The sequence below is a fragment of the Paenibacillus sp. sgz302164 genome (genome assembly GCF_056120505.1).
Genome location: NZ_JBVYOL010000009.1, coordinates 249,028 through 274,542 on the forward strand (window position 1 = coordinate 249,028; position 25,515 = coordinate 274,542).

The 25,515-nt window shown below is 53.2% G+C and carries 22 protein-coding genes; 8 read left to right on the forward strand and 14 right to left on the reverse strand.

What is annotated here, in order from left to right:
• Positions 1–124: 124 nt before the first annotated feature.
• The 3 genes from AC0LWT_RS17215 to AC0LWT_RS17225 form a co-directional block, all read right to left on the reverse strand.
• On the reverse strand, positions 125–1,330 hold the full coding sequence (locus AC0LWT_RS17215; protein WP_474682482.1) for an MFS transporter: 1,206 nt from the start codon (positions 1,328–1,330) through the stop codon (positions 125–127).
• A gap of 86 nt (positions 1,331–1,416) precedes the next feature.
• Entirely contained in the window at positions 1,417–2,016 is a 600-nt protein-coding gene (locus AC0LWT_RS17220; RefSeq protein ID WP_474682483.1) for a TetR/AcrR family transcriptional regulator, read from the reverse strand.
• A gap of 190 nt (positions 2,017–2,206) precedes the next feature.
• Entirely contained in the window at positions 2,207–2,728 is a 522-nt protein-coding gene (locus AC0LWT_RS17225; protein WP_474682484.1) for a C40 family peptidase, read from the reverse strand.
• Between the two features lie 337 nt (positions 2,729–3,065).
• Between AC0LWT_RS17225 and AC0LWT_RS17230 the strand changes: the two genes are divergently transcribed.
• On the forward strand, positions 3,066–5,240 hold the full coding sequence (locus tag AC0LWT_RS17230; RefSeq protein WP_474682485.1) for an ABC transporter transmembrane domain-containing protein: 2,175 nt from the start codon (positions 3,066–3,068) through the stop codon (positions 5,238–5,240).
• Between the two features lie 15 nt (positions 5,241–5,255).
• Here AC0LWT_RS17230 and AC0LWT_RS17235 read toward each other — a convergent pair whose 3' ends face one another.
• The 5 genes from AC0LWT_RS17235 to AC0LWT_RS17255 all read right to left on the reverse strand — a co-directional run bounded on the left by AC0LWT_RS17235 (position 5,256) and on the right by AC0LWT_RS17255 (position 10,931).
• Entirely contained in the window at positions 5,256–6,827 is a 1,572-nt protein-coding gene (locus AC0LWT_RS17235; RefSeq protein WP_474682486.1) for a tetratricopeptide repeat protein, read from the reverse strand.
• On the reverse strand, positions 6,827–7,759 hold the full coding sequence (locus AC0LWT_RS17240) for a hypothetical protein (RefSeq protein ID WP_474682487.1): 933 nt from the start codon (positions 7,757–7,759) through the stop codon (positions 6,827–6,829). Before AC0LWT_RS17240 ends, AC0LWT_RS17235 begins: the two co-directional genes overlap by 1 nt.
• 118 nt (positions 7,760–7,877) lie before the next feature.
• Positions 7,878–8,837, reverse strand: coding sequence for an SDR family NAD(P)-dependent oxidoreductase (locus AC0LWT_RS17245; RefSeq protein WP_474682488.1), 960 nt, complete (start codon positions 8,835–8,837; stop codon positions 7,878–7,880).
• Between the two features lie 62 nt (positions 8,838–8,899).
• Positions 8,900–9,418 (reverse strand): TetR/AcrR family transcriptional regulator, encoded by a 519-nt coding sequence (locus tag AC0LWT_RS17250; RefSeq protein WP_474682489.1) that lies wholly within the window; start codon positions 9,416–9,418, stop codon positions 8,900–8,902.
• 184 nt (positions 9,419–9,602) lie between these two features.
• Positions 9,603–10,931 (reverse strand): aminotransferase-like domain-containing protein, encoded by a 1,329-nt coding sequence (locus AC0LWT_RS17255; protein WP_474682490.1) that lies wholly within the window; start codon positions 10,929–10,931, stop codon positions 9,603–9,605.
• A 148-nt stretch (positions 10,932–11,079) separates the two neighbouring features.
• Between AC0LWT_RS17255 and AC0LWT_RS17260 the strand changes: the two genes are divergently transcribed.
• From AC0LWT_RS17260 to AC0LWT_RS17285, 6 genes are all read left to right on the forward strand, one after another.
• On the forward strand, positions 11,080–12,033 hold the full coding sequence (locus tag AC0LWT_RS17260) for a DMT family transporter (protein ID WP_474682491.1): 954 nt from the start codon (positions 11,080–11,082) through the stop codon (positions 12,031–12,033).
• Positions 12,034–12,964: 931 nt separating this feature from the next.
• The gene (locus AC0LWT_RS17265; RefSeq protein ID WP_054817005.1) at positions 12,965–13,165 is read left to right on the forward strand and encodes a cold-shock protein; all 201 of its coding nucleotides are present in this window, start codon (positions 12,965–12,967) and stop codon (positions 13,163–13,165) included.
• A gap of 64 nt (positions 13,166–13,229) precedes the next feature.
• Complete coding sequence (locus tag AC0LWT_RS17270; protein WP_474682492.1) at positions 13,230–13,463, forward strand: cold-shock protein; 234 nt, start codon at positions 13,230–13,232, stop codon at positions 13,461–13,463.
• 108 nt (positions 13,464–13,571) lie between these two features.
• Positions 13,572–15,032: a M23 family metallopeptidase gene (locus AC0LWT_RS17275; RefSeq protein ID WP_474682493.1), complete on the forward strand. Its 1,461-nt coding sequence runs from the start codon at positions 13,572–13,574 to the stop codon at positions 15,030–15,032.
• A gap of 227 nt (positions 15,033–15,259) precedes the next feature.
• The gene (locus tag AC0LWT_RS17280) at positions 15,260–15,757 is read left to right on the forward strand and encodes a hypothetical protein (RefSeq protein ID WP_474682494.1); all 498 of its coding nucleotides are present in this window, start codon (positions 15,260–15,262) and stop codon (positions 15,755–15,757) included.
• A gap of 132 nt (positions 15,758–15,889) precedes the next feature.
• Positions 15,890–16,102 (forward strand): hypothetical protein, encoded by a 213-nt coding sequence (locus tag AC0LWT_RS17285; RefSeq protein WP_474682495.1) that lies wholly within the window; start codon positions 15,890–15,892, stop codon positions 16,100–16,102.
• On the opposite strand, the gene AC0LWT_RS17290 is transcribed toward AC0LWT_RS17285, so the two are convergent.
• The 3 genes from AC0LWT_RS17290 to AC0LWT_RS17300 are packed head-to-tail and all read right to left on the reverse strand — an operon-like array spanning position 16,063 to position 20,097.
• Positions 16,063–17,868, reverse strand: coding sequence for an ABC transporter ATP-binding protein (locus AC0LWT_RS17290; protein ID WP_474682496.1), 1,806 nt, complete (start codon positions 17,866–17,868; stop codon positions 16,063–16,065). The genes AC0LWT_RS17285 and AC0LWT_RS17290 overlap by 40 nt on opposite strands.
• Positions 17,861–19,630, reverse strand: a complete 1,770-nt coding sequence (locus tag AC0LWT_RS17295; RefSeq protein ID WP_474682497.1) for an ABC transporter ATP-binding protein — start codon at positions 19,628–19,630, stop codon at positions 17,861–17,863. The genes AC0LWT_RS17290 and AC0LWT_RS17295 overlap by 8 nt, the downstream gene beginning before the upstream one ends.
• 38 nt (positions 19,631–19,668) lie before the next feature.
• Positions 19,669–20,097, reverse strand: a complete 429-nt coding sequence (locus tag AC0LWT_RS17300; RefSeq protein WP_474682498.1) for a MarR family winged helix-turn-helix transcriptional regulator — start codon at positions 20,095–20,097, stop codon at positions 19,669–19,671.
• Between the two features lie 176 nt (positions 20,098–20,273).
• Between AC0LWT_RS17300 and AC0LWT_RS17305 the strand changes: the two genes are divergently transcribed.
• Complete coding sequence (locus AC0LWT_RS17305) at positions 20,274–22,586, forward strand: helicase C-terminal domain-containing protein (protein ID WP_474682499.1); 2,313 nt, start codon at positions 20,274–20,276, stop codon at positions 22,584–22,586.
• Positions 22,587–22,593: 7 nt separating this feature from the next.
• Here AC0LWT_RS17305 and AC0LWT_RS17310 read toward each other — a convergent pair whose 3' ends face one another.
• From AC0LWT_RS17310 to AC0LWT_RS17320, 3 genes are all read right to left on the reverse strand, one after another.
• On the reverse strand, positions 22,594–22,965 hold the full coding sequence (locus AC0LWT_RS17310; RefSeq protein WP_474682500.1) for a VOC family protein: 372 nt from the start codon (positions 22,963–22,965) through the stop codon (positions 22,594–22,596).
• A 690-nt stretch (positions 22,966–23,655) separates the two neighbouring features.
• Positions 23,656–24,549: a carbohydrate ABC transporter permease gene (locus AC0LWT_RS17315; RefSeq protein ID WP_474682501.1), complete on the reverse strand. Its 894-nt coding sequence runs from the start codon at positions 24,547–24,549 to the stop codon at positions 23,656–23,658.
• Between the two features lie 25 nt (positions 24,550–24,574).
• Positions 24,575–25,432 (reverse strand): ABC transporter permease, encoded by an 858-nt coding sequence (locus tag AC0LWT_RS17320; protein WP_474682559.1) that lies wholly within the window; start codon positions 25,430–25,432, stop codon positions 24,575–24,577.
• Positions 25,433–25,515 lie beyond the last annotated feature (83 nt).

The window sequence follows — 25,515 nt, forward strand, 5'->3', positions numbered from 1 at the left end:
GTTTTCCAAAGAATCGTATTTTAAAAAAGCGCTCTGCCGATAATCCGACAAGGAGCGGAACCATGGAAACAACAGATTCGACGCTTGGAAAAGAACGCATTGAAATTGTCGATGTCTCCGCCGCTCAAACTTCAAGTTTCGAAGCAGCTCTGCCGCCCCTGCTTGCTCTTATGGATAAAAGGAAACATAGCATTAGAACAATGGAAGCCGATAAATACGGATAATTCAAGTCGACATCAAAAAGAATTCCCGCAGCAATCGGTCCGGCTATATTCCCCAGGCTGGTGTAAGCCGAGTTCAGGCCTGCCACGTAACCTTGCTGCTCCTGGGCCATATGAGACATCTGCGTGCTGATGGCCGGCCGCAAAATGTCGATAGACAAAAATACGATAAAAGTAACCGCGATGATCGTCCAGTAACTGTTCACCCAAAGCGTCAGCAGCACGGACAGGGCGGCTACGATCAAACAGAAGGAAATCACTTTACCGGATCCGAACCGGTTCAAAATCCAGCCGAATGCGGTTGCTTGCACAACGGCGCCGGCTACGGAGCCGAATGTAATAATAAAGGCGATGTCTTTTGGCGTAAAAGCGAACTTGCGGTCTACAAAAAGCCCGAAAACCGTCTCATAATTCGCCAGCCCGAAAGAAGTGACGAACACGATGATTAAGCTCAAAAAGTAGGGTGCCCGGAATGAATGCAGCAATTGCGTCATCAGGCTCTGTTTCTTCACTTGCATAGGTTCGGGCTCTGCGGACCGTCCTGCCGGCAGCGATTCGGACAAAACGATCGCCGTGATGATTGCCGCAACAGCGCCGGCCGCCGCCGCTGCGTAAAAGGGCACGCGGATTCCAAATTCAGCGATGAATCCCCCGATCCCGGGGCCAATGATAAAACCGGTCGTTATCGCCGCAGTAATGAATCCCATTCCTTTGGCCCTCTCCTCCGGGGAAGTAACATCGGCCGTATAGGCCATGACCGCAGGCATGATGAGCGCGGCGCCGATCCCTCCCAGCATTCTCGACGCATAAAGAAGAAAAGACGAACTGGCGATTCCGAATATCAGTTCGGAGATGGCGAAAATGACCATGCCGGCGACAATAATCTTTTTCCGGCCTAAAGTATCGGATAGCCTACCGGCCATAGGGGAAAATAACAGCTGAGTCAGCGAAAAAGCTGCAACCAGCAAGCCGACTGTACTTCCGTCGATATGAAGTTCGTCAATAAAAGTGGGCATAATTGGAATGACGAGACCGATTCCCGTAAAAATCAGGAACAGGTTGATCATTAGCAGCAGTAGGGCTCCCTTGTTTTTTATTAATAATGACATGAAAAAAACCTCCAAATATACTGAACATTCGTTTTATATTAATCTTAAAAATTTATTCGCACTAATAACTTACAAATACATCCAAATCATCCGGGATCCTTCGCAATCCCGTATAGAAACACTTTAATCGCCGAATGATAAAGAGCCAGCGCGTCCTCCCTGCTTTGTTTTCGAGACATCTGACTGAGCCCGAAAACCAAACTTTCGAGTATAACGGCAAGGCTCTCCGCTTGGTTCTCTTTGAACTCGCCGGCATCGATGCCTTGCTGCAGCAGTTTTTGATTAAACTTAACATGCCCTGCCACCATATCGGCAATTCGTTCTTCCACTTCATTTGTCTTCGCTTCATTGTTGAAAAACTCATCCGCCGCTTTGGTGAGAGGATGATTTAAATCTTCAAGCACCATTTGCTCGGCCATCTTGTACAGCTTCTCTGTTGTCGTTTTGTAGAGCGGCTCTTTCTGCGCCCATTTTCGCTCCCACTCCTTGTCCCACTCGTCTATCAAATAAAGAAACAGACCTTCCTTGCTTTTGAAATGATAGTAGATATTCCCCTTGCTGCTGCCCGTCGCTTCGACAATATCTTCGATGGAAGTAGCCGTGTAACCCTTTTGCACAAAAAGAGCTCTTGCAGCATCGGCAACCCGCTTTTTGGTTTGCTCGCTTTGCAGTTGTTTTTTGTTCACTGGCTTCACTCCGATTCAATGGATGATAGATTAGGCTAATCGCGCCAAAAAAATACTGAACGTTCATTCTGTATGATAACGAACGCAATAAATATTTGCAAGTTCAGCTCCCAAACTGGGAAGAAATCAAAAAAACGGCGCTTGTCCACACCGCTGGTGTGCAAGAGCCGTTTTTCTTGATTCAGCCGTCTTACAGATGGCGGCCTGTAATAAATCTGGTTTTCCAATAGCCGGAGTTCAGGTCGGAAATGGAGACACCGGAGCCGGGAGTATTGCTGATGAACTTGCCGTTTCCAATGTAGATGCCGACGTGGTTAATTTTGCCCGGCGTGTGTACGCTGAACATGACCAGGTCGCCTTTTTTCAGATTGGCTTTGTTAGTAACAGGTGTTCCCACTGAGGTTTGCGCTCTCGATCCCCATGGAATCGAAATTCCGTTTTGCTTGAAAACCATTTGCGTAAAAGAGGAACAGTCCAAAATCAGATGTTGGGTATCTCTGACACCAAATTTGTATTTTACTTTTCCGATATACGATTCTGCCGTATTGACAATTCGATCCGCTTGAGTGCTGGCGGAAGTTGAAGCGGCTTTCACGGTTGCGGCATGAGCGGATTGCGGATTCATCAGCAGACTTCCCGAAGCAAGCAAGGAAAGGCTGAGGCTTATCCCCACTAACGATTTGCCAAGGCGGTTGTTCTTCATTAATTGCATGACTGGACGTCCTCCTTCTGGATCGTGGTGTTAGGTTATTACCTGATATCACCATAGCACAGATGGGATGTCCTAATATTTACTAAGGAAAGAGGGAAGTCAAGCCCAGTCTAGCATAATCAGCCATTCTTAGAATTTGATGAGAAATTGCTGAGTGCCAAAACCTTGACACCGGACGAGTTATTTTGTATTATGCACGATTTCACAGCCGTAAAATAAAAAATACCCCTTTTCAGGTATGGAACTCTAAGACACATTCGTTTAATCTATTGTAGAATCGGCTTCGATGACAAAGGCGGGAATGAATGTCCGGTTCGAATATCGGCTGGAGGCATAAATGAATATGGCAGCGCTCGGCAACTATTTTTTATCGCAATATTGGAAGTACAAGGCTTATAGCGGCGGCATTTTGTGCTGTATGTTGGCGGCAATGGCCTTCAATTCTTTTTTTTCGTTAAGCTTGAAGTATTTTATTGACCAGATCATTCATGAGAAAAAATACGATGCTTTGGCTGTGTTATTTTTGTCGCTGCTTTTCGGTTATGCAGTTTACTTGATTTGTCAGTTTTTGTATGAATACTGGATGTCCAAAATTTCGGTATCGATGCAAAGCGACATTCGCCAAGACATGTTCGGGCATCTCCAGCAGCTCCCGGTATCATTTTACGATAGGGTCAGCAAAGGCAGTTTGATCGGGAGATTTACGACGGATTTGAATGCTGTGCATGCCGCTTTTTTGTCCGTAGTGCCGGCGTGTTACGCTTTGCTGTCCATTCTGGTATACACGGGATTGACTGCCTGGCTCCTCCACTGGAGTCTTGCCATCCTATCATTATTTGGCACGCTGCTGTCGCTTATTCTCCCTATTTATTTCGGCAGAAAGGGTGTCCTGCTAAATGACATGTTAAAATCCAGGCAGACTATCCTGCTTGAGCATATTCATGAGCATTTGGCCGTCCATAGAACGGTTCGCGCTTATAATTTGAAAGGCTGGGAAAAAGACCGGCTGAAACAGGCCGCGGACGCGCTGCGCCCATTGGCTATACGAACACTGCTCACCAATAAGGCGGCTCCCCTTTCCGTATCGCTTTCTTTGCTGTTTTTTAATATCGCGGCGGTGATGGCCGGGTCTTATTTGGCTATGCGGGATTACATCTCGGTCGGCGAGCTGATTGCGTTTCAAAGCCTGTTTCTCGCCACCAGCCAACAAGTCAAAGAGTTGATCAAAAATTTGCCTTCGCTAACTTTGGCGGCTGCAAGCTACATGCGGATTGAAAGTTTGCTGAACGAACCGCGGGAAAAAGCGGCGCTTCCCCGGGAAGCGGCGGTTCCACTGCATAAGGTCGAACAGGGAATCGCTTTTCACGGTGTAAGCTTTAGTTATTCGTCCGAACAAACGGCTGTCGAAGAGGTTCATCTCGAAGTGCCGGCAGGCAGCTATGCGGCGATTATCGGGAGAAACGGATCGGGCAAAAGTACGCTTGTCCATTTATTGATGGGATTTTACGAGCCGACTGAAGGAAAAATGGAGTTCGATGGCAAAGATGCCAGCCTCTTATCGGCTGATTCTGTGCGGAACACCATCGGTTATGTTTCGCAGGATGCGGAATTAATGAATTTGTCCATTCTCGATAATATTAAATTGGGAAAACCCGGAGCTTCGGATGCGGAAGTGATCGAGGCGGCCAAAGCGGCGGGGATTCACGAATGGATAACCGGCTTGCCGGCAGGTTACCTGACGAACTGCGGAGAGAACGGCCATGCCTTATCCGGGGGACAAAAGCAGCGGATCGCAATTACCCGCTCATTGGTTCGCGATCCGAGCATTATCCTGTTGGATGAGGCGACTTCCGCGTTGGATCCGGAGAGCGAAATGTTTATCAATCGGACGATCAGCGCTTTGTCAGGCTCGAAGACGGTTATTCAGGTGACGCACCGGTTAGCTGCGGTCGCAGATGCCGATATCATCTATCTGATGGATGGCGGAAGGCTTGTCCAAGGCGGAACGCATGAGGAACTGCTTGCGGACTGCGAGTTGTACCGCATGTTGTGGAACAAGCAAAGCGGCTTCTTTGTAAGCAGCGACGGACGGAACGCCAAAATCGATGTGGATCGGTTGAAAAAAATTCCGCTGTTTGACGGAATGGACGATGCATTTCTCGAATATGTATGCAATTACTTGGGCACGGAATTTATGCAGGCCGGAGAGACGGTAGTTAAATACGGTATCGAAGGAGATAAATTTTACATCGTCGTTCGCGGGCAAATCGAGGTGCTCAAGCCGAGGATGGATACCGGGGATGAGGAACGGGTCGCCGTTCTGGAGGATGGAGACCATTTTGGAGAAGTCTCGCTTATGCTTTCACAACCCAGAAACGCTACGATCCGAACGATGACGCCGTGTACGTTCTTGACCATTCACCGCAGTATGTTCCAGACAATTCTGGATAAGGCGGCGCCGGAGCTGAGATGGCGTCTGGAGCAATCGTGCCGCGAGCGAATGACGTATTGAATAAAAGCCGGGCCTTTAACCCCACTCCGCAAGCATCCTCATCGCATACGCGTTGGACGGATCGAGCTCCAGTGCCTCTTTCAGATGTTCTCTCGCCTGACCTCGTCGTCCCAACATCTTGCAGCAGGCAGCCATATTGTACATCGTCTCCGTATGTTTGCCATAGAGACGAACCGAATGTTCGAAGTAGATCAAAGCCATTTCGTATTCGTCCATGGCGTATAGCAAACCGGCGATCGCATACGCCAAGTCCAGCTTTTCGCCGATGGGATAATACAGCTTCCACACCTGTTCGATCGCGTCGAGTACGCGTCGGCGCAGGACCGGTCCGAAGGTCGGCGCAAGCTCGGTCAAACGGGGCAAAAAGCGGCTGAACGCCGGACTGTCGCAACCGCTCCAATGCACAAAGTCGAGTATCTCCTCCGCGGATTTCTCGGCGGTTTGAGAGTGGAGCTGTTTAACGATGCTCCAAAAGTCGTCCGGACCGAAATCGGATATGTGTCTGCGGTAGGCATCGATGGTCTCGCGATGTTCGCAGGCCTGGGGTAGCATCAGGAATGCGGACACATGAATGCCGGCAGGTTGGCGATCCGGGCATAACGCGGCTCCTCCGATCCGTTCGCAATAGGCTTGGAAGGCATGGAAATTGACGTTTAGCGAAAAGCTGCCGTGCCGCACGATTGCAGGAGGCGGATTGCCTTGTATATCGGCAAGCCGATGATGTCCTTTATCGCCGGATATCAGCATCAATCCCCGACGGGATAAAGCGTTCAGCCGCTGCAAGCACCGCAGTGCTTCCGCCGGAAACAATAAGTGCGTATTCTCCGCCAAGCTGCGCCGGTAGTCGTCCATCATCGCCAGAAAATCCGGCTCCGCATAGGCGGGCTCATGGATCGGATCTCCATAGTCATAGCGATGCTTAAGCTTTCTGAGAATTTGGCCCGCATCGAATTGCTCCGGTATTTCGTTTAGAGCGAGCGAGAGCAGACATTCCGACCACTTGCCTTGGTTGAGGCGATACAGGTCCTGGCGTACGCTGTCCCACACGTAATTCGCGATCACGACCAAGGGGCGGGCAAGCGAACCGGGCACGATCGTCCTGCCGCCGAACTGCAAGCGCAGCGTATCGGACTTGCGAACGTCGAACAGCGCCATATCCAGCGCGCCTTGTTCCACGAACGGTTGAAATCGCGGGTGATCGCGCCAAAACTCCAGGTTTCGCCGCGCAAAATCAGTCAGGACGTATCGGAACGAGTCCAGCGAGACACCGGATTGTGAGCAAAGAAGCTGCAGCCGGTTCAGAAAATAATGTGCGAAGCGACCCGTTCCGGCACCCAATTCGCAAATGTACAGCGGTTCCCCGTTCGCCGGATCGTCTGCATTCATCCTTTGTCGGTCCGCCCAGAAGGCGAATACGGTTTCCGCATAGCTGTTCGCGATCGCCGCGTTATTCGTAATATAATGCGGCACCTCGTTCCGGCGCCACGCTTCTATGCCTTTCATGCGGAAATAATGCTGCTGTAAATCCCAAAGCAACGATTGCGAGAACGGCTGCTTGCGTTCGATCCACACTTTTTTTCGATCCACTAAAAGAGCCCTCCATTTTGCTCATACCAATTCTTGGAGGTCCCCCAAATATCTTTGTAATTTTGCTCCCCGGCGTGACCACGGTTACAGCTGGAATGTGCAAAGACGCTGCCCCTCATGTTATACAGGTAATTCATGTCCGGTCCGTCTAGCTCGTCTATATCATCCTCGGTTAACTGCTTTGCCTTGAGATAGACCGCCAATCGTTCTTTCCAGGGGGGCGAATGGTCCATATCGATATCGTCGCCTTTCTTGATCGTTTTATTGCAAATATGACACACGTATTCGCCATTCTTATTTTTCAGCGTATCCGTTTTCATGTAACCTTTCGCCGCAGCATTAAAACTTAATCCCTTGCGTACAGCGGACGAATCCACATCTTCCGGAAGCAAAGGCTCATTGGCTTCTGCGGCAGGATCCCATTCGTCGTCGTCCGTATCCATGTCCTCCGAGTCTCCGAGTTCGATTCGATCTATAAATTCGGCGATGCTGATTTCTTCATCTTCGTTTTCGTTTTCTGTATCGAGCTCGGCTTGCAATTCTTCTTCGGACATGCCGGTAATCCTGTGTTTATCCATGTATTCGAGAACGTCGTTTATATCAGCCTCATTCTTATCGTCCACCATTACCTTGCGTTGAATCGCGCCGGAAGGAGCATGCGACGAACGAATGTCGTCGTTCGGCAGCCGCTTGGCTTGCAGCGCCGGTTTCGAATTGCCTTGTTGCTGTCGTGCTATCATGAATTGCGCGGTGGCCCGATTGCCCTGCGTTTTTTGCAAATGCATAATATGGGCGTAGTTGATTGGCGCTCCGGGATTGGACAAACCTCCGCTTATGGGTGCAAGGCCATCTGCAGAGGGAGAGGCGGATTCAGGGTACCTGAGAGCGGTCTCTTCGCTTTTGGACGAGCGTCTCTGACCTGGGAGTTTCATGATGACACCTGCTTTTTCGGATAATTTGGAATAATATTCATCCTCGTATCCATTTCGACAAATTTAGCAGGATTCCTCTCCTTCGACACATACAGGGTCGAAAAAGGAAAAACCGGAATTAACGCGGATCGCGCTTCATCAAGCTGTGAATGGTTTCTGCGATAGCCTGTTCATGAGGTGTCCAAGCGATAGGCCCGATCGTGCGCTCATATTTTTCCCCGCTCAGAATAAAGGGCTCCTCGGTGAGGTAGAGCATTTCCACAATCTCTTTCATGACGGGATTGAACAGCCCGATCAAAGAAAGACTGACGCGTCCTAGCGGCATGACCGCCTTGCGTTGTCCGCTCGCTTCCTGCGCGATGCGCACTATTTCGCGCCCCGAGATGACGCTTGGACCGGGGATATGCCAATTTTGCCGGTAGGATTCGGGACGCCCGGCGATTTCCACAATCATGCGTGCGGCGTCAGGCAGGTAGACATACTCGCGCGGAATCGTCATATTCCCGATGAAGGCAGCCGGTTTGCTCGCGGCGATCGCTTCCATCGTTACGTTGAGATACGACGCCTGCGCTGACGGCCCGTAGTAATCCGGGAGGCGTACAATGAGCGGCTGCGCTCTGCGCCAGCGCGGACTGAATATGAGTTCTTCATAGGCCAGGCGCGTTTTCCCCTTGCGGGTATGCGGGCGCTTGGGATGTTCCTCGGTCGCCTTATCCATAGTTCTTCTGCCATACGGATAGATGCCGTCCACGACGACGACCTTCGCGCCCATGCTTTCGGCAGCCTTCATCACGGATTCCCCTAGCGGCAAAAGCCGGGACTCCATTTCGTTATACGGCACGTTAGCGCTTTGGAAAATGACATCCGCCCCGCCGGCAGCTTTCACGATTGAGTCCGGATTGAAGGCATCTCCGGTTTCAAGCTTCAGCAGCGCCGGATTTCCCAATTCCTCGGCCAGCTCTTTCAATTTGTCCGCGGACCGTCCAAACGCTACCGTTTCAATCCCCCGTTTCACCAATTCTGCCGTCAACGGATTGCCAACTCCACCTGTCGCACCCAAAACAATTGCTTTTTTCATACTCTTCCTCCCTCAAAATTTTGTTATTGATTGATCAATTACAATATATTAAAAAAATTTTGCTATCTCTTTATCATCAATTCCGGCATATCCAACGCCATCGACACGTTGCACAGCATTCCTCTTGCCAAAAAATCCGACGTTCTAGCAGGCGCATCCGGGATGCCGGCCTGCTCAAAAGCGCTCTGTACCAGCTGTTTCACCTGATTTATCCACTCCCGCATCACATCGCGGACAGGCGTTTCACGCATGGCCTGCGCTTGCATTTGCAGCAGAATCTCATCGCGGTGTGAGCTCATGACATCCTCGTAGGCTCTGATTAAGCCTTCTTCCAACTGCTCCGGCGCAGTGGAATCGATCACGCGTTGAAACGCTAGCATAATTCGCTGCCAAGATACTTCCAGCGCTTCCACCAGCAGCGATTCCTTAGTGAAGAAGCGGTAAACGTAAGGCTGCGAGATGGCCGCGCGCTCCGCCACCTGGGCTGTCGTAGCCCGGTAATAGCCGATTTCGGCGAACACTTCGATTGCGGCGGCGACAATCTCGGCGCGGCGGCTAACCGATGTGGCTCCTTTGACCATATGATAGGCACTCCTTTGCGTCTTAGTAAGTTGTTATTGATTGACCAATCACAAAATCAAGTTTACAGCAATTTCCTGAACTTTGCAACCCCCGAGAAGATTCCCGGCAAATGTCGACATCTGGTCGACGACCTCTGCCATGCTGCGCGACACCGCGCGCTGCGAGCGGTGCGACATCTGCGGATTACCGCCTCAAAGCCTCCGCTATAATGGCGATGCCCGGCTTGATATCTTCCTCCTTGACGTTGGATACGTTGAGCTTCAACATGTTCTCCTTGCGAAAAGAGGACAAATAATGCTTGTCGGCAGGTTCCAGGACGACGCCTTTTTTACTCATCGACCGGATGAGTCCCGGTATCGATACCCGCTCATCCAGTACGATGTGCGTATGTATGCACGGCTGCGCCGACGGGCGGAAGCAGCGTTCCAGCACGTCCTGCTCCTGCAGGGCCGAAGAGAGCAGCCGGGCCCGGCGCGCGTAGGAGGCGCGGATTTTTTGCCGGTGGCGCTCGAACATGCCGCTTTTCAAATAGATTTCCAGCGCGCCCTGAGACAGCATCGAACTGTCGATATCGATTAGTTTTTTGTAGCGGGCAAACGCTTCGGCCAGCGCATCCGGCACGACAGCCACACCGATGCGAAGGCCGGGAAAAATGATTTTCGCGTAGCTTTTCAAATAAATAACCCGCGAAGCGGTGTCGTAAGCATACAGCGGATCGGCTTTGCTGTCCTGCTCCAGATCGGCCAAATAATCATCTTCGACGAGGTAAACGTCGTATTTTTGCGCCAATTCCACAATTCGCTTCTTATCCTGCTTGCTGTAGGAAGTGCCCAAAGGGCTGTGAAACCGGGGCATGCTGTAAAAAAATTTCACATCGCCGGCCTTGAAAATCCGCTCCAGCTCATCCAGATCAATGCCTTCCGCCGTTCTCCGGATGCCGACGACCTCATGCCGGTACAGCTCCAAATGCTCGATATATAGATGATAGCCGGGCTGTTCGATGACAATTTTGGTTTTTCCGCCGGGAAAAGGGACGCTGCTCAGCAAAGACAACGCCTGCTGCACGCCGGATACGATAACGATGTTGCGTTCTTTGGCAAAAACCTGATAGTCCGTTAACTGTTTTTGAACGATGGCGATGAGCGATGAGAGGCCGCGGGATGTGCCGTATATGAACAGGTCTTTCCTGTATGTGTCAATGGCTTTGTTGATGCAATGCTGAAAATCCAGATACGGAAATACATCGGGATCGGGCGCAGAGGCGGCGAAATCGATCAAGCCGGAGGACGGTTCGCCGGCCGCGGCGCCTTTGACGACATAAAATCCGCTCTTGGGCACCGCGTAGATGCGATGCTGCCGCTCCAATTCGCCGAGTGCCCGAATGATCGTGCTGTGGCTGCAGCCGTACTGCCCCGCCAGCTCGCGGATCGACGGCAGCTTTTGCCCGTCCTGGTACGAACGTTCGGCAATGAGAGCTTCCAGATCGTTCAGCAGCCGCATGTATTTGTGCATACACAATCACTCCCCATCCTTTTATCTGTATCGGTACAGATGCTCTTTTCTTGCATTGTAACACACAAGGCTGAGAGTTACTATGAAGTCATCCCGACCGGAACCGCAGCGATTCGATTTCTTAAGTTACGAAAAGGAGAGAAATGGTATGGAGACTAAAACCAAAACAAAAGCTTACCTCGCCGCTGTTTCATTTAGCGTTATCATAGGCTTATCATTTTTATTTCTGAAAATGGCGTTAACCGCGGCCGACCCGCTCAATGCGCTGGCGCATCGGTTCACGGTCGGCTTCATAGCCGCTTCCGTTCCTGTGGCATTGGGATGGGTGCGCTTGAACATCAAGCTCAGGGATGTGCTCGCGATACTGCCGTTAGCCCTGTTTTACCCGGCCGCGTACTTTACGCTGCAAGTGTTCGGCCTCGTATATTCGACTTCTTCGGAAGCGGGAATTATTCAGGCCACCGTGCCGATTTTCACGATGATTCTCGCTGCGTTTCTGATAAAGGAGCAGACCTCTGCGCTGCAAAAGCTGTCCGTCGTCGTTTCCGTCGCGGGAGTCGTATTTATTTTTGCCATGAAAGGTGTGAATTTGCACTCGACGAACGCTATCGGTTCCATTCTGCTGCTGATATCCGCACTATCCCTGGCAGGCTATAACGTGCTGGGCAAAAAGCTGCTCCGGCAATTCGGCTATAAGGAAATTACCTATGTAATGATCGCCTTTGCCTTTGTTTTTTTCAACGCCGTTTCCGTCGTCCAGCATATATCGGCAGGAACGATCACGCAATATTTCACGCCTTTTGCAAGTCCTGTGTTCGTCTTGTCGATTCTGTATCTGGGTCTTCTGTCCTCCATCGTCACTTCACTGTTATCGAATTATGCGCTGTCCCATCTGGAAGCTTCCAAAATGAGCGTATTTTCGCATTTATCGACGCTGGTGTCGGTATCGGCCGGTGTAATCTTTTTGCACGAACAGCTGGCTTACTTTCATCTCGTAGGCGCTGTGCTTATTATTGCCGGAATTGTCGGCACCAATCTGGGCAAACGGAAAATTCCGAGCACAGGAAGGGTGCTCCCGGCCAAGCAAGGGAAGCGGGTATAAGCGGCGCTGTCCCCCACCTGGGGGGCAAGCGGTCTGCGTCGACCGCGCGCGCTGGGAGTTCGCGCGGTGCAATTTTTGTCGCGCCGGAGCGCGAAGAGCGGCGCACGAGGAGCGCTGGGCGCCAAAGTCGGTTGGGATGAGGCGCGAAAGGCGTTCGCGGACTCCCGGCAGCTGTGAAACCTGCGAAAATGCAGGTTTTTTCAGTGGAGCCGCCCCGTTTTAGGGAAAAGCCTGCAAATGTGCAGGAATTTATCCCTGAAGTGGGGGTTGAGCGCGAAGAGCGGGCAGACCCGTCTCGATAGACGTACACGGGCCCTGGGCAGCGTAAAAAACCTGCGAAAATACAGTTTTTTTCGGTGGAGCCACCCCGTTTCAGGGAAAAGCCTGCAAATGTGCAGGAATTTATCTCTAAAGTGAGGGTTGAGCGTGCAGTGTAGGTGGAATTCCTGCAGATTTGCAGGAATTATCCGAATCATGCGTATTACGGTGGCAAAAAGATGTATTTCTGCAGGCTTTTTGCGCGTAGGCAGGGAAATGCGGCTCCAGGGGGCGAGTTTTTCGAGCTAACGTATGCGAATCTCGGGCGGCGTAGCTGCATGGCGGCGGTCGACCCCCATCCCCTTGCAGGGGTAAAGGAGCGGCCACCCTTTTTTTCGTCGCGTCGGAGGGCTTGATGAACGAGGATAAGCCTGCCTTTGTACGGGGGCGCTCAGGTTGATCTCGCTGTTTCAAAAAAATTGTACGAAAGTTTTTTCCAGGCAATTGTATTTCCAAACATGATGTGGTATGATTAAATACAATTAGGTGTAAATAGGATTCACATATTGCAAAGGGATAACATTTGTGAGATGGAGCCTTTTGCAATGTGTGAATTTTTTATTTCTCTTGGAGAATTAAAATAACATGTTAATTTAATTTTGGAGGTATGACCATGCAAACAGGTACAGTAAAATGGTTTAACGCAGAAAAAGGATTCGGTTTCATCGAAGTAGAAGGCGGCAACGACGTATTCGTACACTTCAGCGCGATTCAAGGCGACGGCTTCAAAACTTTGGATGAAGGCCAACGCGTAGAGTTCAACGTTGTTCAAGGCAACCGCGGACCACAAGCTGAGAACGTAGTAAAGCTGTAAGCTGAAATTAAACTGCCCTTAACACCGTGTAAGGGCGGTTTTTTCATTTTAGGGGGGCGATATCATGTATTCCAGGAAAAGATCGTTAGAAGATTTGCCTGTAGAAAATACGCCGGTATGGTCTTGTGAAAAAGAAGGCTGTAAAGGTTGGATGCGCGATAACTTTACATTTGAGTCCGTGCCGACCTGTCCCCTTTGTCATTCCGTTATGGTTCGCAGCGAGAGGCTGCTTCCTTTGCTTACGAATATGAATACGAGCATGTATCAAAAATCTCTCAAAAAAGGCGCGCAGACCTAGAAGTCTGACCGCTGAGGAATTTAACGGCCCGGGGACGCGAATGTCTCCGGGTTTTGTGTTATCATTAGCACATAACAGACAGGAAGCCGATAAGGGAAGGATGCCGAAATGACTCCACCACGCAATGCGCGCCCGGAGCGCCGCACTTCATTGTTGAAATCACCGAAATATTGGCTGATTCTGACCGGTGTCAGCCTTATCGCGGCGTGCGCCGTCATTTACTTTGGCGGTGGCATGATGATGGAAGCGCCTTTTTGGAAACAGGAGACGCATTCGCAGAGTGCGGAGCCTTCGGCATCGCCGACTCCGCCTCCGCGGGAGGCAGTCAGTTTTCATATGGCAGACTTCGATCGCGGATGGCTGAAGTACGCCGATGGAACGATGACGACAGCGGATGGCGGGGTCCACTGGCAGGAGGCCGCGGCTGACGTGCCGGCGGAAGAAGCGCAGCCGGAAGCGGAGAACGCGGGGACACAAGCGCCGGATTCTCTGCTTGACGAGCTGATGCAGACGGGAGCGGACGGGAAGCTGATTTCGCCCCAACCGCCGGTGACGATTACGCTGGGGGCCAAGACTTATTCCGTCAAGCAGTCGCAATTTTTGACGGCGAAGATCGGGTGGGCTCTCCTGACGGATGCCAAGGATTTTCAGCCGCCTCTGCTGGTGACGACGGATGGCGGGCAGACCTGGCACAGCGAAGTTACGGCGGATATTCGCGCGGTTATGCAGGAAGAACGGAGCCGCATGAGCAAGCTCAAGCAGGAAAGCGTGCTCTACGCCTCGGCGAATACGGCCAAGGCTGCCATGAGCCCGCTATGGGCCTTGCTTCCGAACACGGCGTCGCCAGGCGATGTCGTGTTGGTTCGGCATAGCGGACCGGGGCAGGTCGAGTGGCTGGGCAAAACGTACAAGCTGCAAGCCTACGGAGCGGGCTATTTCACGTACCTGCCGATCACGATGCAGGCCAAACCGGGCACATACCCGATCGGCGACCAGACGCTTACGGTTCAGGCGAAGAAGTTCGAAACCCAGTATCTTCAAGTAACGAAGCAGATGGAGAGCATGAAACAGGATACGCAGCGCATCCAGGCGGATCAGAAAAAGATTGATCTGGCGCGCAGCCAGTCGTCCGCGGAGTTTTTGTTTTCGTCCGATTTCATTCAGCCGATCGAAGGGATTTTGACGACGCCGTACGGTTACACCCGCTATGTGAACGGCAAATACGATAGTTCGCATCTCGCGATCGACCTGGCGGCCAAAGAAGGGACGCCGATCAAGGCCACGAACGACGGCGTGGTAGCGCTGGCTGACAGCCTGTATCTTACAGGCAATTCCATCTATATCGATCATGGGATGGGGCTGTTCTCGCAGTACGCCCACCTCTCCGAGCTGCGCGTGAAGACGGGGGACAAGGTGAAGCGGGGCGACATCATCGGGCTCGTCGGAACGACGGGATTTTCGACGGGGCCGCATTTGCATTTTACGTTCTGGGCGCATAATGTACAGGTGAACCCGAACCTTTTTTTCAATACGAACCCGTTCCACTGGTTGAAAACAAAGGAGAACTAGCCATAAACTGGACAATGCCTGAGCCGCTTGGAGCGAGTTCGGGCTTTTTTGTTATATTTTTTGGGTAAATGTCTGTTTCCAGTCACCAAAAGGATGACCTAGACGTCTCTCTCAGATCGGTTTAAATCGGTGCCCCTGCATTTAATAAGAATCATTGGACTTTCTTCTCAACAGCCTGGAAAGTGTAGGCTTTTCGGGCGGGATCGATCGTTTGGAGGAAGGAGGAAATGCCCCAACTGTACAGGAATTTCCAATTATTGCAGGCCAAGTCAAACCCTCAAATCTGGAAAAAACCGCAAATTTGCAGGGATGACTCGTGGGCAAGGGCATCAGGGGCAAAAACACGTTGCCCGGAAACCCACACGCCAGAGCTGCTCCAACAACCTGCCGTACTGCGTCAAGTCTTAGATGATGGTAATCGTTCGATAGTTTTCAGAGTTTTAAGTATGCACGGCTTACTGATAATCCACCGTGATAGGTATGGTTGCATACTAATGGCGGGAGAAAACCTGCAAAAGTACAGTTTTTGCTCGGCTGAAACGCTGGCCACGAAAAATTCCTGCAATTGTGCAGGAATTTTCGCCGCGAACACGGGCTTAGGTTCATTTAAGCCGAAAATTCCTGCACAATCGCAGGCTTTTCGCCAAAATGGACTATTTTTACGGAAGAAGCCTGCACTTTTGCAGGTTTTTTCCTTGTCGAATCGCCTTGTGCTCCCCATTTAAGGGCTGCAGAGGCGTGGATTGGGTAAGGGCGGCTGCGTCCCCTACGGTTCCTCTAACCCGTTCCTTCACACCGGGCGGAGACAGTGGTCGGAGAACCCGGGAGGAGATGCTGGTCGGAGAACCCGGGAGGAGATGCCGGTCGGAGAAGCCGGGAGGAGATACTGGTCGGAGAACCCGGGAGGAGATACGGGGCGGGAGAACCCGGGAGGAGATACGGGGCGGGAGAAACCGGGAGGAGATACTGGCGGGGACAGCGGGGCGATGGCGGGCAAAAGCGCCCGGGTGGGCGGCGGCACGTGGCCGCCTTATCCAACCTGCTGGAACTGGTTCGCGTACAGTTCGTAGTAGTGGCCCCGGAGCTCCAGGAGCTCCTCGTGGGTGCCGCGCTCGACGATTTCGCCGCCGCGGATGACCAGGATAGCACTCGCGTCGCGGATCGTGCTCAGGCGGTGGGCGATCACGAAGCTCGTGCGCCCCTGCATCAGATGGGCCATCGCTTCCTGGATGGCCATCTCCGTGCGCGTATCGACGCTGCTGGTCGCTTCGTCGAGGACGAGGATCGCGGGGTTGGCGAGAATCGCCCGCGCGATCGTGAGCAGCTGCCGCTGGCCTTGACTCAGGTTGCCGCCTTCGGCGGTCAGCCTGAAGTCATAGCCCTGCGGCAGCTTGCGGATAAAGCCGTCCGCGTTCGCCTGGCGCGCGGCGGCCTCGACTTCTTCGTCCGTCGCGTCCAGACGGCCGAAGCGGATATTTTCTCGGATCGAATCCGAGAAAAGGTACACGTCCTGCAGCACGATGCCGAGCTGGCTGCGCAGGTTGTTTTTGTCCAACTGGCGGATGTCATGGCCGTCGATGCGGATCGAACCCTGATCAATCTCGTAGAAGCGGGTCAGCAGATTGATGATCGTCGTTTTGCCGGCGCCGGTCGGCCCGACGAGCGCGATCGTATCGCCCGGCTTCGCCGTTAGCGAGATGCCGTTCAAAGTCGGCAGCTCCTTTTTGTAGCCGAAAAAGACGTCCTCGAAAACGACTTCGCCCTCCAAGCGGGCGAGCTTCATGCTGCCGGATCCGGCTTCGTATTCCGTCTCCGTGTCAATAACTTCAAAGACGCGCTCCGCGCCGGCTATGCCGGACTGAATCATATTGTACTGGTTGGCCAGATCGTTGACAGGTCTGCTGAACTGCCTGGAATAATTGAGAAAGCTAACCACGATGCCGATCGTCGTCCAGCCTTTCAGCGCCATCCAGCCCCCGACGGCAGCCAGCAAAATAAAAGCGCAATGGTTGATCAAGTTCATGCGCGGGCCCATCAAGCCGGACAAAGTCTGGGCGGCGGTGCCCGCTTTTTTGAGCTTGGCGTTAATTTCCTCCAGCTGGCGGATGGAGGCGGCTTCGCGCCGGAACGTTTTGACGACCTTTTGCCCGGAGATAGTTTCCTCGATCAAACCGTTCAATTCCCCGAGTTTTTGCTGTTGTTCCTTGAACAGCTTTTGCGTGCGCTTCGTGATTTGTTTCGTCGTGTACAAGGCTATCGGCACAGTAACCAGGCTGAGCAGGGTCAGCCACGGGTTTAGCGCGAGCATCATGGCAAAAGAGCCGATGATGGTGATGACGCTTGTGATGACTTGCGTCAGGTTTTGGCTGAGCGCGGTGGACACGTTCTCCACGTCGTTGGTCGTGCGGCTCATCAGCTCGCCATGCGTCGTCTGGTCGAAGAACCGGATCGGCAGCTTTTGCAAATGCGCGAACAAATCCTGGCGCAATTCCCATACGGTGCGTTGGGATACTCCGGCCATGGCGAAGGCTTGAACCCACGACATCATGCCGCTGCAGGCATATATGGCGAGCAGCAGGAGGCAGAGCCCCAGCAAGCCGTCATAGTCCCGTGGAATGATGTAGCGGTCGATTGCCCGTCCGATAAAATAGGGGCCTAACAGCCCCAGGCCGCTGCTCAGTACTGTCACGATAAAAACCGTGATGAGACTGGCGCGCTGGCGCTTCAAGTACTGCCACAATCTGCGGATTGCGGCCTCGGCGTTTTGTGCCCGCGCTTTTGGCGGCTTGTCCGGGTTGCCGTTCCTGCCATTCTTGCCATTCCTGCCGTTAGCCATGCATGGCGGCCTCCTTTCCTTGCTGCGAGCGGTAGATGTCCTGGTACACCGGACTGCTTGCCAGCAGCTCATGATGTGTGCCCGCAGCCGCGACGCGGCCCTGCTCGAACACGATGATCTGGTCCGCATGCATGACCGACGAAATGCGCTGGGCGATGACGATGCATGTGCTTTGCTTCATCAGAGCCTGCAGCGAGCGCTGGATGCGCTTCTCGGTAGTGAGATCGATCGCGCTTGTGCTGTCGTCGAGCACCAGAATAGGGGGCCTCATCAGCAGCGCGCGGGCGATGGAGATGCGCTGCTTCTGGCCGCCGGACAAGTTCACGCCGCGCTGTCCGAGCTTGGCGTCGTAGCCGTCCGGCAGCTTGCGGATGAACTCGTGCGCTTCGGCGGCTCTGGCTGCGGCTTCCACCTCCGGCTCGGCCGCTTCAGGCTTGCCGAAGCGAATGTTGTCGCGGATCGTGCCGCTGAAAAGAATCGACTGCTGCAGCACCATGGCGATCTTGCTGCGGAGGCGCTCCACGGGCATGTCGCGGACATCGGCGCCGTCGATGAGAATGCGGCCCGACGTGACATCATACAGCCGCGGAATCAGGCTGACGAGGGTCGATTTGCCCGAGCCGGTGGCTCCGAGAATGCCGACGGTCTGGCCCGGCTCGGCGGTGAAGCTGATCTGCTCCAGCACCAACTTGTCGGGATTCGACCCATAGGCGAATGAGACATGGTCGAAAACGATCCGACCCGACGGTTTGGCGTCTACGGCGCCCGACTCGGCGCTGTTGTGCTTTTCGCCGCCGTCAGCCGCGGACTCGTGCATATCCGGTTCCGTATCCAGCACCTCGCGGATGCGGTCGGCGGACACTTTTGCCCGGGAGACGGTCATCAGCGTGTTGCTGATCGATACTAGGGAGAACAGCACCTGAGTCATATAAATCAGAAAAGCGGCCAAATCCCCGATCGCCATCGCGCCGCTCCAAGTTTGCCCGGCTCCGTACCAAATGACGCCGACGACACTGACGTTCAAAATCAACGTCATTAACGGCGGAGTCGAGGCGACGATGCGCGCCGCTCTCAGCCCCCGGTCCAAATAGTCGTTGTTGGCTTTGCCGAACCGGGCCCGCTCGAAGGCGTCGCGGACAAAAGCTTTGATCACGCGCATGCCCGTAGTATTTTCCTGCAGAACCGTATTGACTTTATCCAGTCTCTGCTGCATAGCCTTGAACAGCGGTGTCGAGCGCCGCATCAGCACGAGCAGGATCACGAATTGCACGGGGATGACGAAGGCCAAAATCAGCGACAGCCGCGGGCTTACGATAACCGCCATGATCGTGCTGCCTATCACCAGGGAGAACTCCCGCACGAACTGGCGAAGCAGTACTTGCAGCAGCCCCAGCATCTGTACGACGTCCCCGGTCAGGCGGGTGATGAGCGATCCGGTTTGAAACTTGTCGAGCTGGCGAAAAGAAAGCGACTGTACTTTCGCATACAGGCTCATGCGCAAGTCTGCGCCGAAGTTTTGCGACGCCCGGCTTGAAAAGAAGGTGCAGCCCACGCCTCCGAGCAGCCCGATCAAAGCGATGCCGAACATCTGAAGTCCGGTCGTCCAGACCAGATGAAGATCACCCTTGCTCACGCCGTCATTGACGATGGCCGCCATCAGCCGCGGTTGGGTCAAGTCCATCCATACCTCCACGATCATGAGCAGAGGAGCGAGCAGTGCCGCAGCCCAGTAGGGCTTAATATAAGAACGCAGCTTCCACATAAACATCACCTCGTTTTGTTCGTCGGCTAATTAATTGTTCAGTCGGATTTGTGCAAGTTGTCGTGCATTTGCAGCAGCAGGCGGCGGAGCAGCAGTTTTTCCTCGGGCAAAAACCGCTCGAAGCACTTTTCATCGACAGCCTGAATCGCAGCTATGACGGCTTCCGTCGCCCGGCGTCCTTTGTCCGTCAAATAGACGCGGGATACCCGCTGGTCATTCGGATCGGGTCTGCGCTCGACAAGGGCGGTTTTCTCCATGCGGTCCACCATGACGGTCAGCGTCGCCGGCGTAATGCGCATGCTCGAAGCCAGATCGCTTTGACTTTGGCCGTCCTGTTCGGATAGGCGGATGAGCAGCGGAGGCTGGCCGGAGTATACATCGTGTTCGTGAATCATCTGATCGACCGTGTGCCGGTGCATTTTAACGGCATGGGACATCAAATGAATGATGGAATTGGAACGATCCATGGAACGGGTCTCCTTATTAATTAGTCGGCTAATAAATAGCTTAGAGCGCCTGGATTTTATTGTCAATATGTAAATACACAAAATTCCAAATTTCCTATCAGAGCGCGATGGGCAAAATGAGTCCGGCTATGCTACAATAAGGAACAAATGTTCTTCTGAAACGGAGCAAAACGCACATGCCGGATAAGGTCAAAATTTCCGTACGTTCCATGGTCGAATACGCGTTTCGCAGCGGGAGCATAGACTCCGGATTCCGGACGAGCGCCGCTTTGACCGAGGGTACGAAGGCGCACCAAACCATACAGCAAACGTACGGCGAACAAGACCGGCGGGAAGTCTACGTGTCGGCCGAGATTGCTTTTGAAAATCTTGTCTTTGTCGTGGACGGGCGCTGCGACGGGCTGCTTTTTGACGGGGAGACGGTCACCGTGGACGAGATCAAATCGACTTCCGGCGATATCGGGCTGATGGAGTCGGAGGGGTATCCCGTGCATTGGGCGCAGGCCAAATTTTATGCCTATATGTACGCCAGGGAGCACGGGTTAAGCCGAATGCGCGTGCAGTTGACGTATGTTCAGATCGGCTCGGAAGCCAAGAGGCAGTTCGCCGTGGAGGCTGCGCTGGAAGAACTCGAACAGTTCGTTCTCGATGTGGTGGCGCGGTATTATCCTTACGCGGAGGCGAAGGCGCGGCATGAACGGAATAGAAACCGCAGCATCAAGGAGCTCGCGTTTCCGTTTGAGACGTACCGCGAAGGGCAGCGCAAGTTGGCCGGTGCCGTGTACCAAACGATAGCGAACGGACATAAGTTGTTTGCCAAGGCGCCTACCGGGACGGGCAAGACGATCTCGACGATTTTTCCTTCCGTCAAAGCGATCGGGGAAGGCTTGCTGCAGCGCATTTTTTATTTGACGGCCAAGACGCTGACGCGAACGGCGGCTGAGGAAGCTTTTGCGATTATGCGGGAGAAAGGGCTGGAGCTTCAGGCCGTGACGATTACGGCGAAGGAGAAGGTTTGCTTCCAGGAGGAAGTGCGCTGCTCGAAGGAGCATTGCGAGTATGCGGACGGCTATTACGACCGGATTAACGAGGCGGTGCTGGATTTATGGGCCAACGAAACTTTGGTCGGCCGCCAGATGTTCGAGCAGTACGCGCGCAAGCACCGGGTATGCCCGTTCGAGTTTTCGCTGGATGCCGCTTATGCGGCGGATGCGGTTATTTGCGACTATAATTATGTGTTCGATCCGCGGGTGAATTTGAAGCGGATGTTCGAGGAGCTGAAAAAGCAGACCGTGCTGCTGATCGATGAGGCGCACAACATGGTGGACCGGGCGAGGGAGATGTATTCGGCTGCGCTGAACAAATCGGATTTTCTCGGCGTGCAGCGGGAGTTCAAAGGCGTCAATGCGGCCGTGTACGCGGCTGCGAAAGCCGTCAACGATTTCCTGATCGCCGTGCGCAAGCAGGTCGGCGAGCGGGCCAGCCGCGTAGAAGAGCATTTGCCGGAAGCGCTTGTTGCGCTGGCGGAAGCTTTTGCCGAGGCGGCGGAAAAGGAACTGGCGGGCGCGCGTCCGGGGCAGGCGCCTGCGCTGCTGCTTGACACCTATTTTGGCGCGCAGAACTTCGTCCGCATCGCCAAGCTGTGCGACGAGCGCTATGTGGCGTACACGGAATGCGCCAAAAGCGAGGTGAGCGTGCGGCTGTTCTGCCTGGACCCGTCGCATCTGCTGCGGCAGATGGGCAAGGGGTACCGGTCGCACGTGTTTTTCTCGGCGACGCTGTCTCCGCTGTCCTACTTCATGGACTTGCTGGGCGGCGGGGAGGACGACTACTCGGTATCGGTGCCGTCTCCGTTCGCCAAGGAGCAGCTTGACGTGCTCATCCAGCCGCAGTCCACGCGCTATCAGGACCGGGAGCGGAGCCGCGAACCGATCGCGCGTACGCTGCGGCAGTTAGCCGAGGATAGGCCCGGCAACTACCTGGTGTTTTTTCCTTCTTATGAGTACATGAACAGTGTGTATGAAATGTTTGCCGCGGATGGCGATGGAGCCGGCTTGCAGGTGAAGACGATGGTGCAGCAGCCGTCGATGAGCGAAGAGGAGCGGGAAAGTTTTCTCGCAGCTTTTCAGGCGGGAAATCCGGGAACATTGATCGGGTTTGCCGTAATGGGCGGCGTTTTTTCCGAAGGCGTCGATTTGGTCGGCGACCGGCTGACCGGCGTTGTCGTCGTAGGCGTCGGCCTGCCGCAGCTTGGACTGGAGCGGAACATCATCAAAGACTACATGGACCGGACAGGCAAAAACGGCTACGAATACGCCTACGTGTACCCCGGCATGAATAAAGTGCTCCAGGCCGGCGGGAGGCTCATCCGCTCCGAGACGGACCGCGGCACGCTGCTGCTCGTGGACGACCGGTATTTGCAGCCGCTTTACCAGCGGCTGCTGCCTGAAGAGTGGAGGGAGTATCGGGTCATTCGGCCGCCGCAATAGCCGCGCGCTATCTCCTCCACTCCAGAAGCTCGATCCGGTTCCCGAACGGATCGTCGATGTAAATGCGCTCCGCGCCTTCGAGCGCATCGTCGTCCTGGACCTTCACGCCGCGCGACTCCAGGCGAGTCCGAAGCGCAGCCAGGCCGCGGACTTCGAAAGCGGGGTGCGCTTTTCGCGCGGGGGCGAAATCCTGCTGCACGCCAATGTGCACCTGGTGGGCGCCGCATTGAAACCAGACCCCGCCTCTGGCCTTCAGCTTGTCGGGCTTGGGAATTTCACACATGCCCAGCGCGCCGTGATAAAAATCCCGGGCCGCATCCTCGCAGCCTGCCGGCGCGGCTAATTGAACATGGTCGATTCCAACAAAATCGCAGGTCATAGAAGCACCACCTTGATTGTTTTGTTAGATGAAACTTAATTTCATTATATGGCACAATGCGAAATTTGCAAATGGGCTTTCCTCACAAAGCCTTCCTTATGTAGCGGTAATGCAAAATGTCGTTTCGTGCCAAGGAGCGGCTGGTACAAGCGTGGCTGTATGAGCGTTGTCAAAGTGTCCATCGGATTACGCGTCTGCTAGAACTGCCGCCTCACCACTAGTGCGCTCAGAAAACTGCAGCAGTCAGGCTGTTGAGAGGGAGCTGTGTGCTCAGAAGGGAGCCTCAATTTGGCTGTGAACAGTCTGAGGGCCCTTCGATTTGGTCGCAGCCATCCGCGCAGCGGCTCGGCAAGCCGAAAAGCCTGCGAAAATACAGGCTTTTTCCGCGGAAGTGGCCCGTTTTTGGGAAAAGCCTGCGATTGTGCAGGAATTTTTGCTCAAAATGGGTTTGAGCCTATGTATTCGCCGGAAAGCCTGCACATTTGCAGGAATATTCCACCGCGGGCGCCTCAACGGGCAAAAACCTGCACATTTGCAGGTTTTCCAGGCTGGCAAGCCGCTTCGCGAGTCCTGGGCGCGTGTTGTGTCGCCGACGCATGGCGGCGGTCGAACGGCCCTTCGACTGGCCCCGCGACCGGCCCGCGAATCGCCCGCCCGAGGGGCAACCTTCCGGTCCCCCCGCACGCACGCTCACCCTTTTATAGAGCCGATCAATACGCCTTTTTCAAAGTATTTTTGGATGAAAGGATAAAGGACTAGGATCGGCAGCGTTGAAACGATGATCACGCCGTATTTGATTTGGTCGGCATATCTTTGCGCGTAGCCTCCCGCGTCGCCGCCAACGCCTGCGCCATTGGCAAAAACCTGATTCGACAGAAGGATATCTCTCAAAATGATTTGCAGCGGCTGCAGCTCGTTATTTCTTATGTAAATCAAACCCGTGAAAAAATCGTTCCAGTGCGCGACCAAGTAGTACAGGCCGATAACCGATATAAGCGCTTTGGACAAAGGCAGAGCCACCTGTGCAAAAAACTTGAAGTGAGAACAACCATCCATCGCCGCCGCTTCGTACAATTCCGATGGCAAGGAAGTTTCAAAAAACGTTCGCGCAATAATGAGATTGAACACGTTCACGGCAAAAGGAAAAATGAAAACCCACATCGTGTTGGTCAAGTGCAGTCCTTTTATCAACAAGTAAGTCGGAATTAAGCCTCCGTTAAAAAACAACGTAATGACGAAGATCAACATTAAAACGCGCCTGGCCGCGAATTCCTTCCTTGAGAGCACGTAGGCTGCCGGTAAAGTGAACAGCAAATTTACGAAAGTGCCCAGCAATGTGTAAACGATGGTATTTCGATATCCGACCCAAATTCTCGAGTCTTTAAAAATTTCCTGGTATCCGAAAAAGCTGACGCCCTTCGGCAGAAACAAGACTTGGCCGGTTGACACCAGGGTGGAATCGCTAACGGATGCAATAACGATAAAGTACAACGGGTAGGCAATGATCAGAAAGATCGAGACGCATAACACGAACAAAACAAGACGGAATGCGATGTCATTGCCATGCTTGCTTAATAAACCCAAGTCGGCTCCCTCCTCCGCCATCCGATTACCACAGGCTCATATTTGAAAATCTTTTTGAAATGCTGTTCACAGCAATCAGGAATATAAAATTGATGACTGTGTTGAACAAGCCTATTGCCGCCGAGTAGCTGAATTGATTGGACACAATGCCGATCTTATATACATAAGTGGCGATGACCTCGGAAACCGGGAGGTTTAACGAATTTTGCATTAAAAAGATTTTTTCAAAGCCGGTGCCGAGTATATTCCCCATGCTGAGAATAAACAAAATAATCATCGTAGGCACAATTGCCGGTATATCCACGTAACGGATCGTTTGCCATCTGCCGGCCCCGTCTATTTTGGCGGAATCGTACAGCTGGGGGTCGATCGTAGACAACGCAGCTAGATAAATAATGCTGTTCCACCCGCAATGCTGCCAAATATCGGAGAGCACGTAGACCGGCATGAATGCTTTGGTAGAGGCCAGCAAATTTACATCGCTCATTCCGGCGGATTTCATCAAGTACCCGACAATGCCGGTTTCCGGCGATAGCAGGACATTCAGCATTCCGACCAGTACAATGGTGGAAATAAAATGAGGCAAATACACCGTCGTTTGCAAAATTTGCTTCGCTTTTTTCCTTCTGATTTGATTCAGGATCAACGCCAAAATAATCGGGGCGGGAAATCCGAGCACAATCGACGCCAAGCTGATGGTAAACGTATTTTTCATTAAATCGGCAAACAAATAGCTGTTAATAAATTGCTTGAAATAGTAAAGTCCGCGCCATTCCCCTCCCGTGAGCCCTTTGGAAAAATCGTAGTCCCGGAAAGCGAGCTGGATGCCGTACATCGGAACGTAATTAAAAAGCAGGATGACGGCGATTGCCGGAAAAATCATGATCCACAGTTGATGGTCGCGTTTGAATGTGCTTACAATTGTCGGTTTTCTGGCTAAGCGGATACCGGCAGCGATTTTGTCGG

What these genes read in the sequence shown, in the direction of transcription:
- AC0LWT_RS17285 (WP_474682495.1), top strand. Translation starts at nt 15,890, where the DNA reads ATGCCGGTCGGAGAAGCCGGGAGGAGATACTGGTCGGAGAACCCGGGA.
- AC0LWT_RS17215 (WP_474682482.1), bottom strand. Translation starts at nt 1,330, where the DNA reads ATGTCATTATTAATAAAAAACAAGGGAGCCCTACTGCTGCTAATGATC.
- AC0LWT_RS17245 (WP_474682488.1), bottom strand. Translation starts at nt 8,837, where the DNA reads ATGAAAAAAGCAATTGTTTTGGGTGCGACAGGTGGAGTTGGCAATCCG.
- AC0LWT_RS17225 (WP_474682484.1), bottom strand. Translation starts at nt 2,728, where the DNA reads ATGCAATTAATGAAGAACAACCGCCTTGGCAAATCGTTAGTGGGGATA.
- AC0LWT_RS17275 (WP_474682493.1), top strand. Translation starts at nt 13,572, where the DNA reads ATGACTCCACCACGCAATGCGCGCCCGGAGCGCCGCACTTCATTGTTG.
- AC0LWT_RS17250 (WP_474682489.1), bottom strand. Translation starts at nt 9,418, where the DNA reads ATGGTCAAAGGAGCCACATCGGTTAGCCGCCGCGCCGAGATTGTCGCC.
- AC0LWT_RS17305 (WP_474682499.1), top strand. Translation starts at nt 20,274, where the DNA reads ATGCCGGATAAGGTCAAAATTTCCGTACGTTCCATGGTCGAATACGCG.
- AC0LWT_RS17255 (WP_474682490.1), bottom strand. Translation starts at nt 10,931, where the DNA reads ATGCACAAATACATGCGGCTGCTGAACGATCTGGAAGCTCTCATTGCC.
- AC0LWT_RS17290 (WP_474682496.1), bottom strand. Translation starts at nt 17,868, where the DNA reads ATGGCTAACGGCAGGAATGGCAAGAATGGCAGGAACGGCAACCCGGAC.
- AC0LWT_RS17280 (WP_474682494.1), top strand. Translation starts at nt 15,260, where the DNA reads ATGCCCCAACTGTACAGGAATTTCCAATTATTGCAGGCCAAGTCAAAC.
- AC0LWT_RS17320 (WP_474682559.1), bottom strand. Translation starts at nt 25,432, where the DNA reads ATGATTTTTCCGGCAATCGCCGTCATCCTGCTTTTTAATTACGTTCCG.
- AC0LWT_RS17230 (WP_474682485.1), top strand. Translation starts at nt 3,066, where the DNA reads ATGAATATGGCAGCGCTCGGCAACTATTTTTTATCGCAATATTGGAAG.
- AC0LWT_RS17240 (WP_474682487.1), bottom strand. Translation starts at nt 7,759, where the DNA reads ATGAAACTCCCAGGTCAGAGACGCTCGTCCAAAAGCGAAGAGACCGCT.
- AC0LWT_RS17265 (WP_054817005.1), top strand. Translation starts at nt 12,965, where the DNA reads ATGCAAACAGGTACAGTAAAATGGTTTAACGCAGAAAAAGGATTCGGT.
- AC0LWT_RS17270 (WP_474682492.1), top strand. Translation starts at nt 13,230, where the DNA reads ATGTATTCCAGGAAAAGATCGTTAGAAGATTTGCCTGTAGAAAATACG.
- AC0LWT_RS17300 (WP_474682498.1), bottom strand. Translation starts at nt 20,097, where the DNA reads ATGGATCGTTCCAATTCCATCATTCATTTGATGTCCCATGCCGTTAAA.
- AC0LWT_RS17310 (WP_474682500.1), bottom strand. Translation starts at nt 22,965, where the DNA reads ATGACCTGCGATTTTGTTGGAATCGACCATGTTCAATTAGCCGCGCCG.
- AC0LWT_RS17260 (WP_474682491.1), top strand. Translation starts at nt 11,080, where the DNA reads ATGGAGACTAAAACCAAAACAAAAGCTTACCTCGCCGCTGTTTCATTT.
- AC0LWT_RS17295 (WP_474682497.1), bottom strand. Translation starts at nt 19,630, where the DNA reads ATGTGGAAGCTGCGTTCTTATATTAAGCCCTACTGGGCTGCGGCACTG.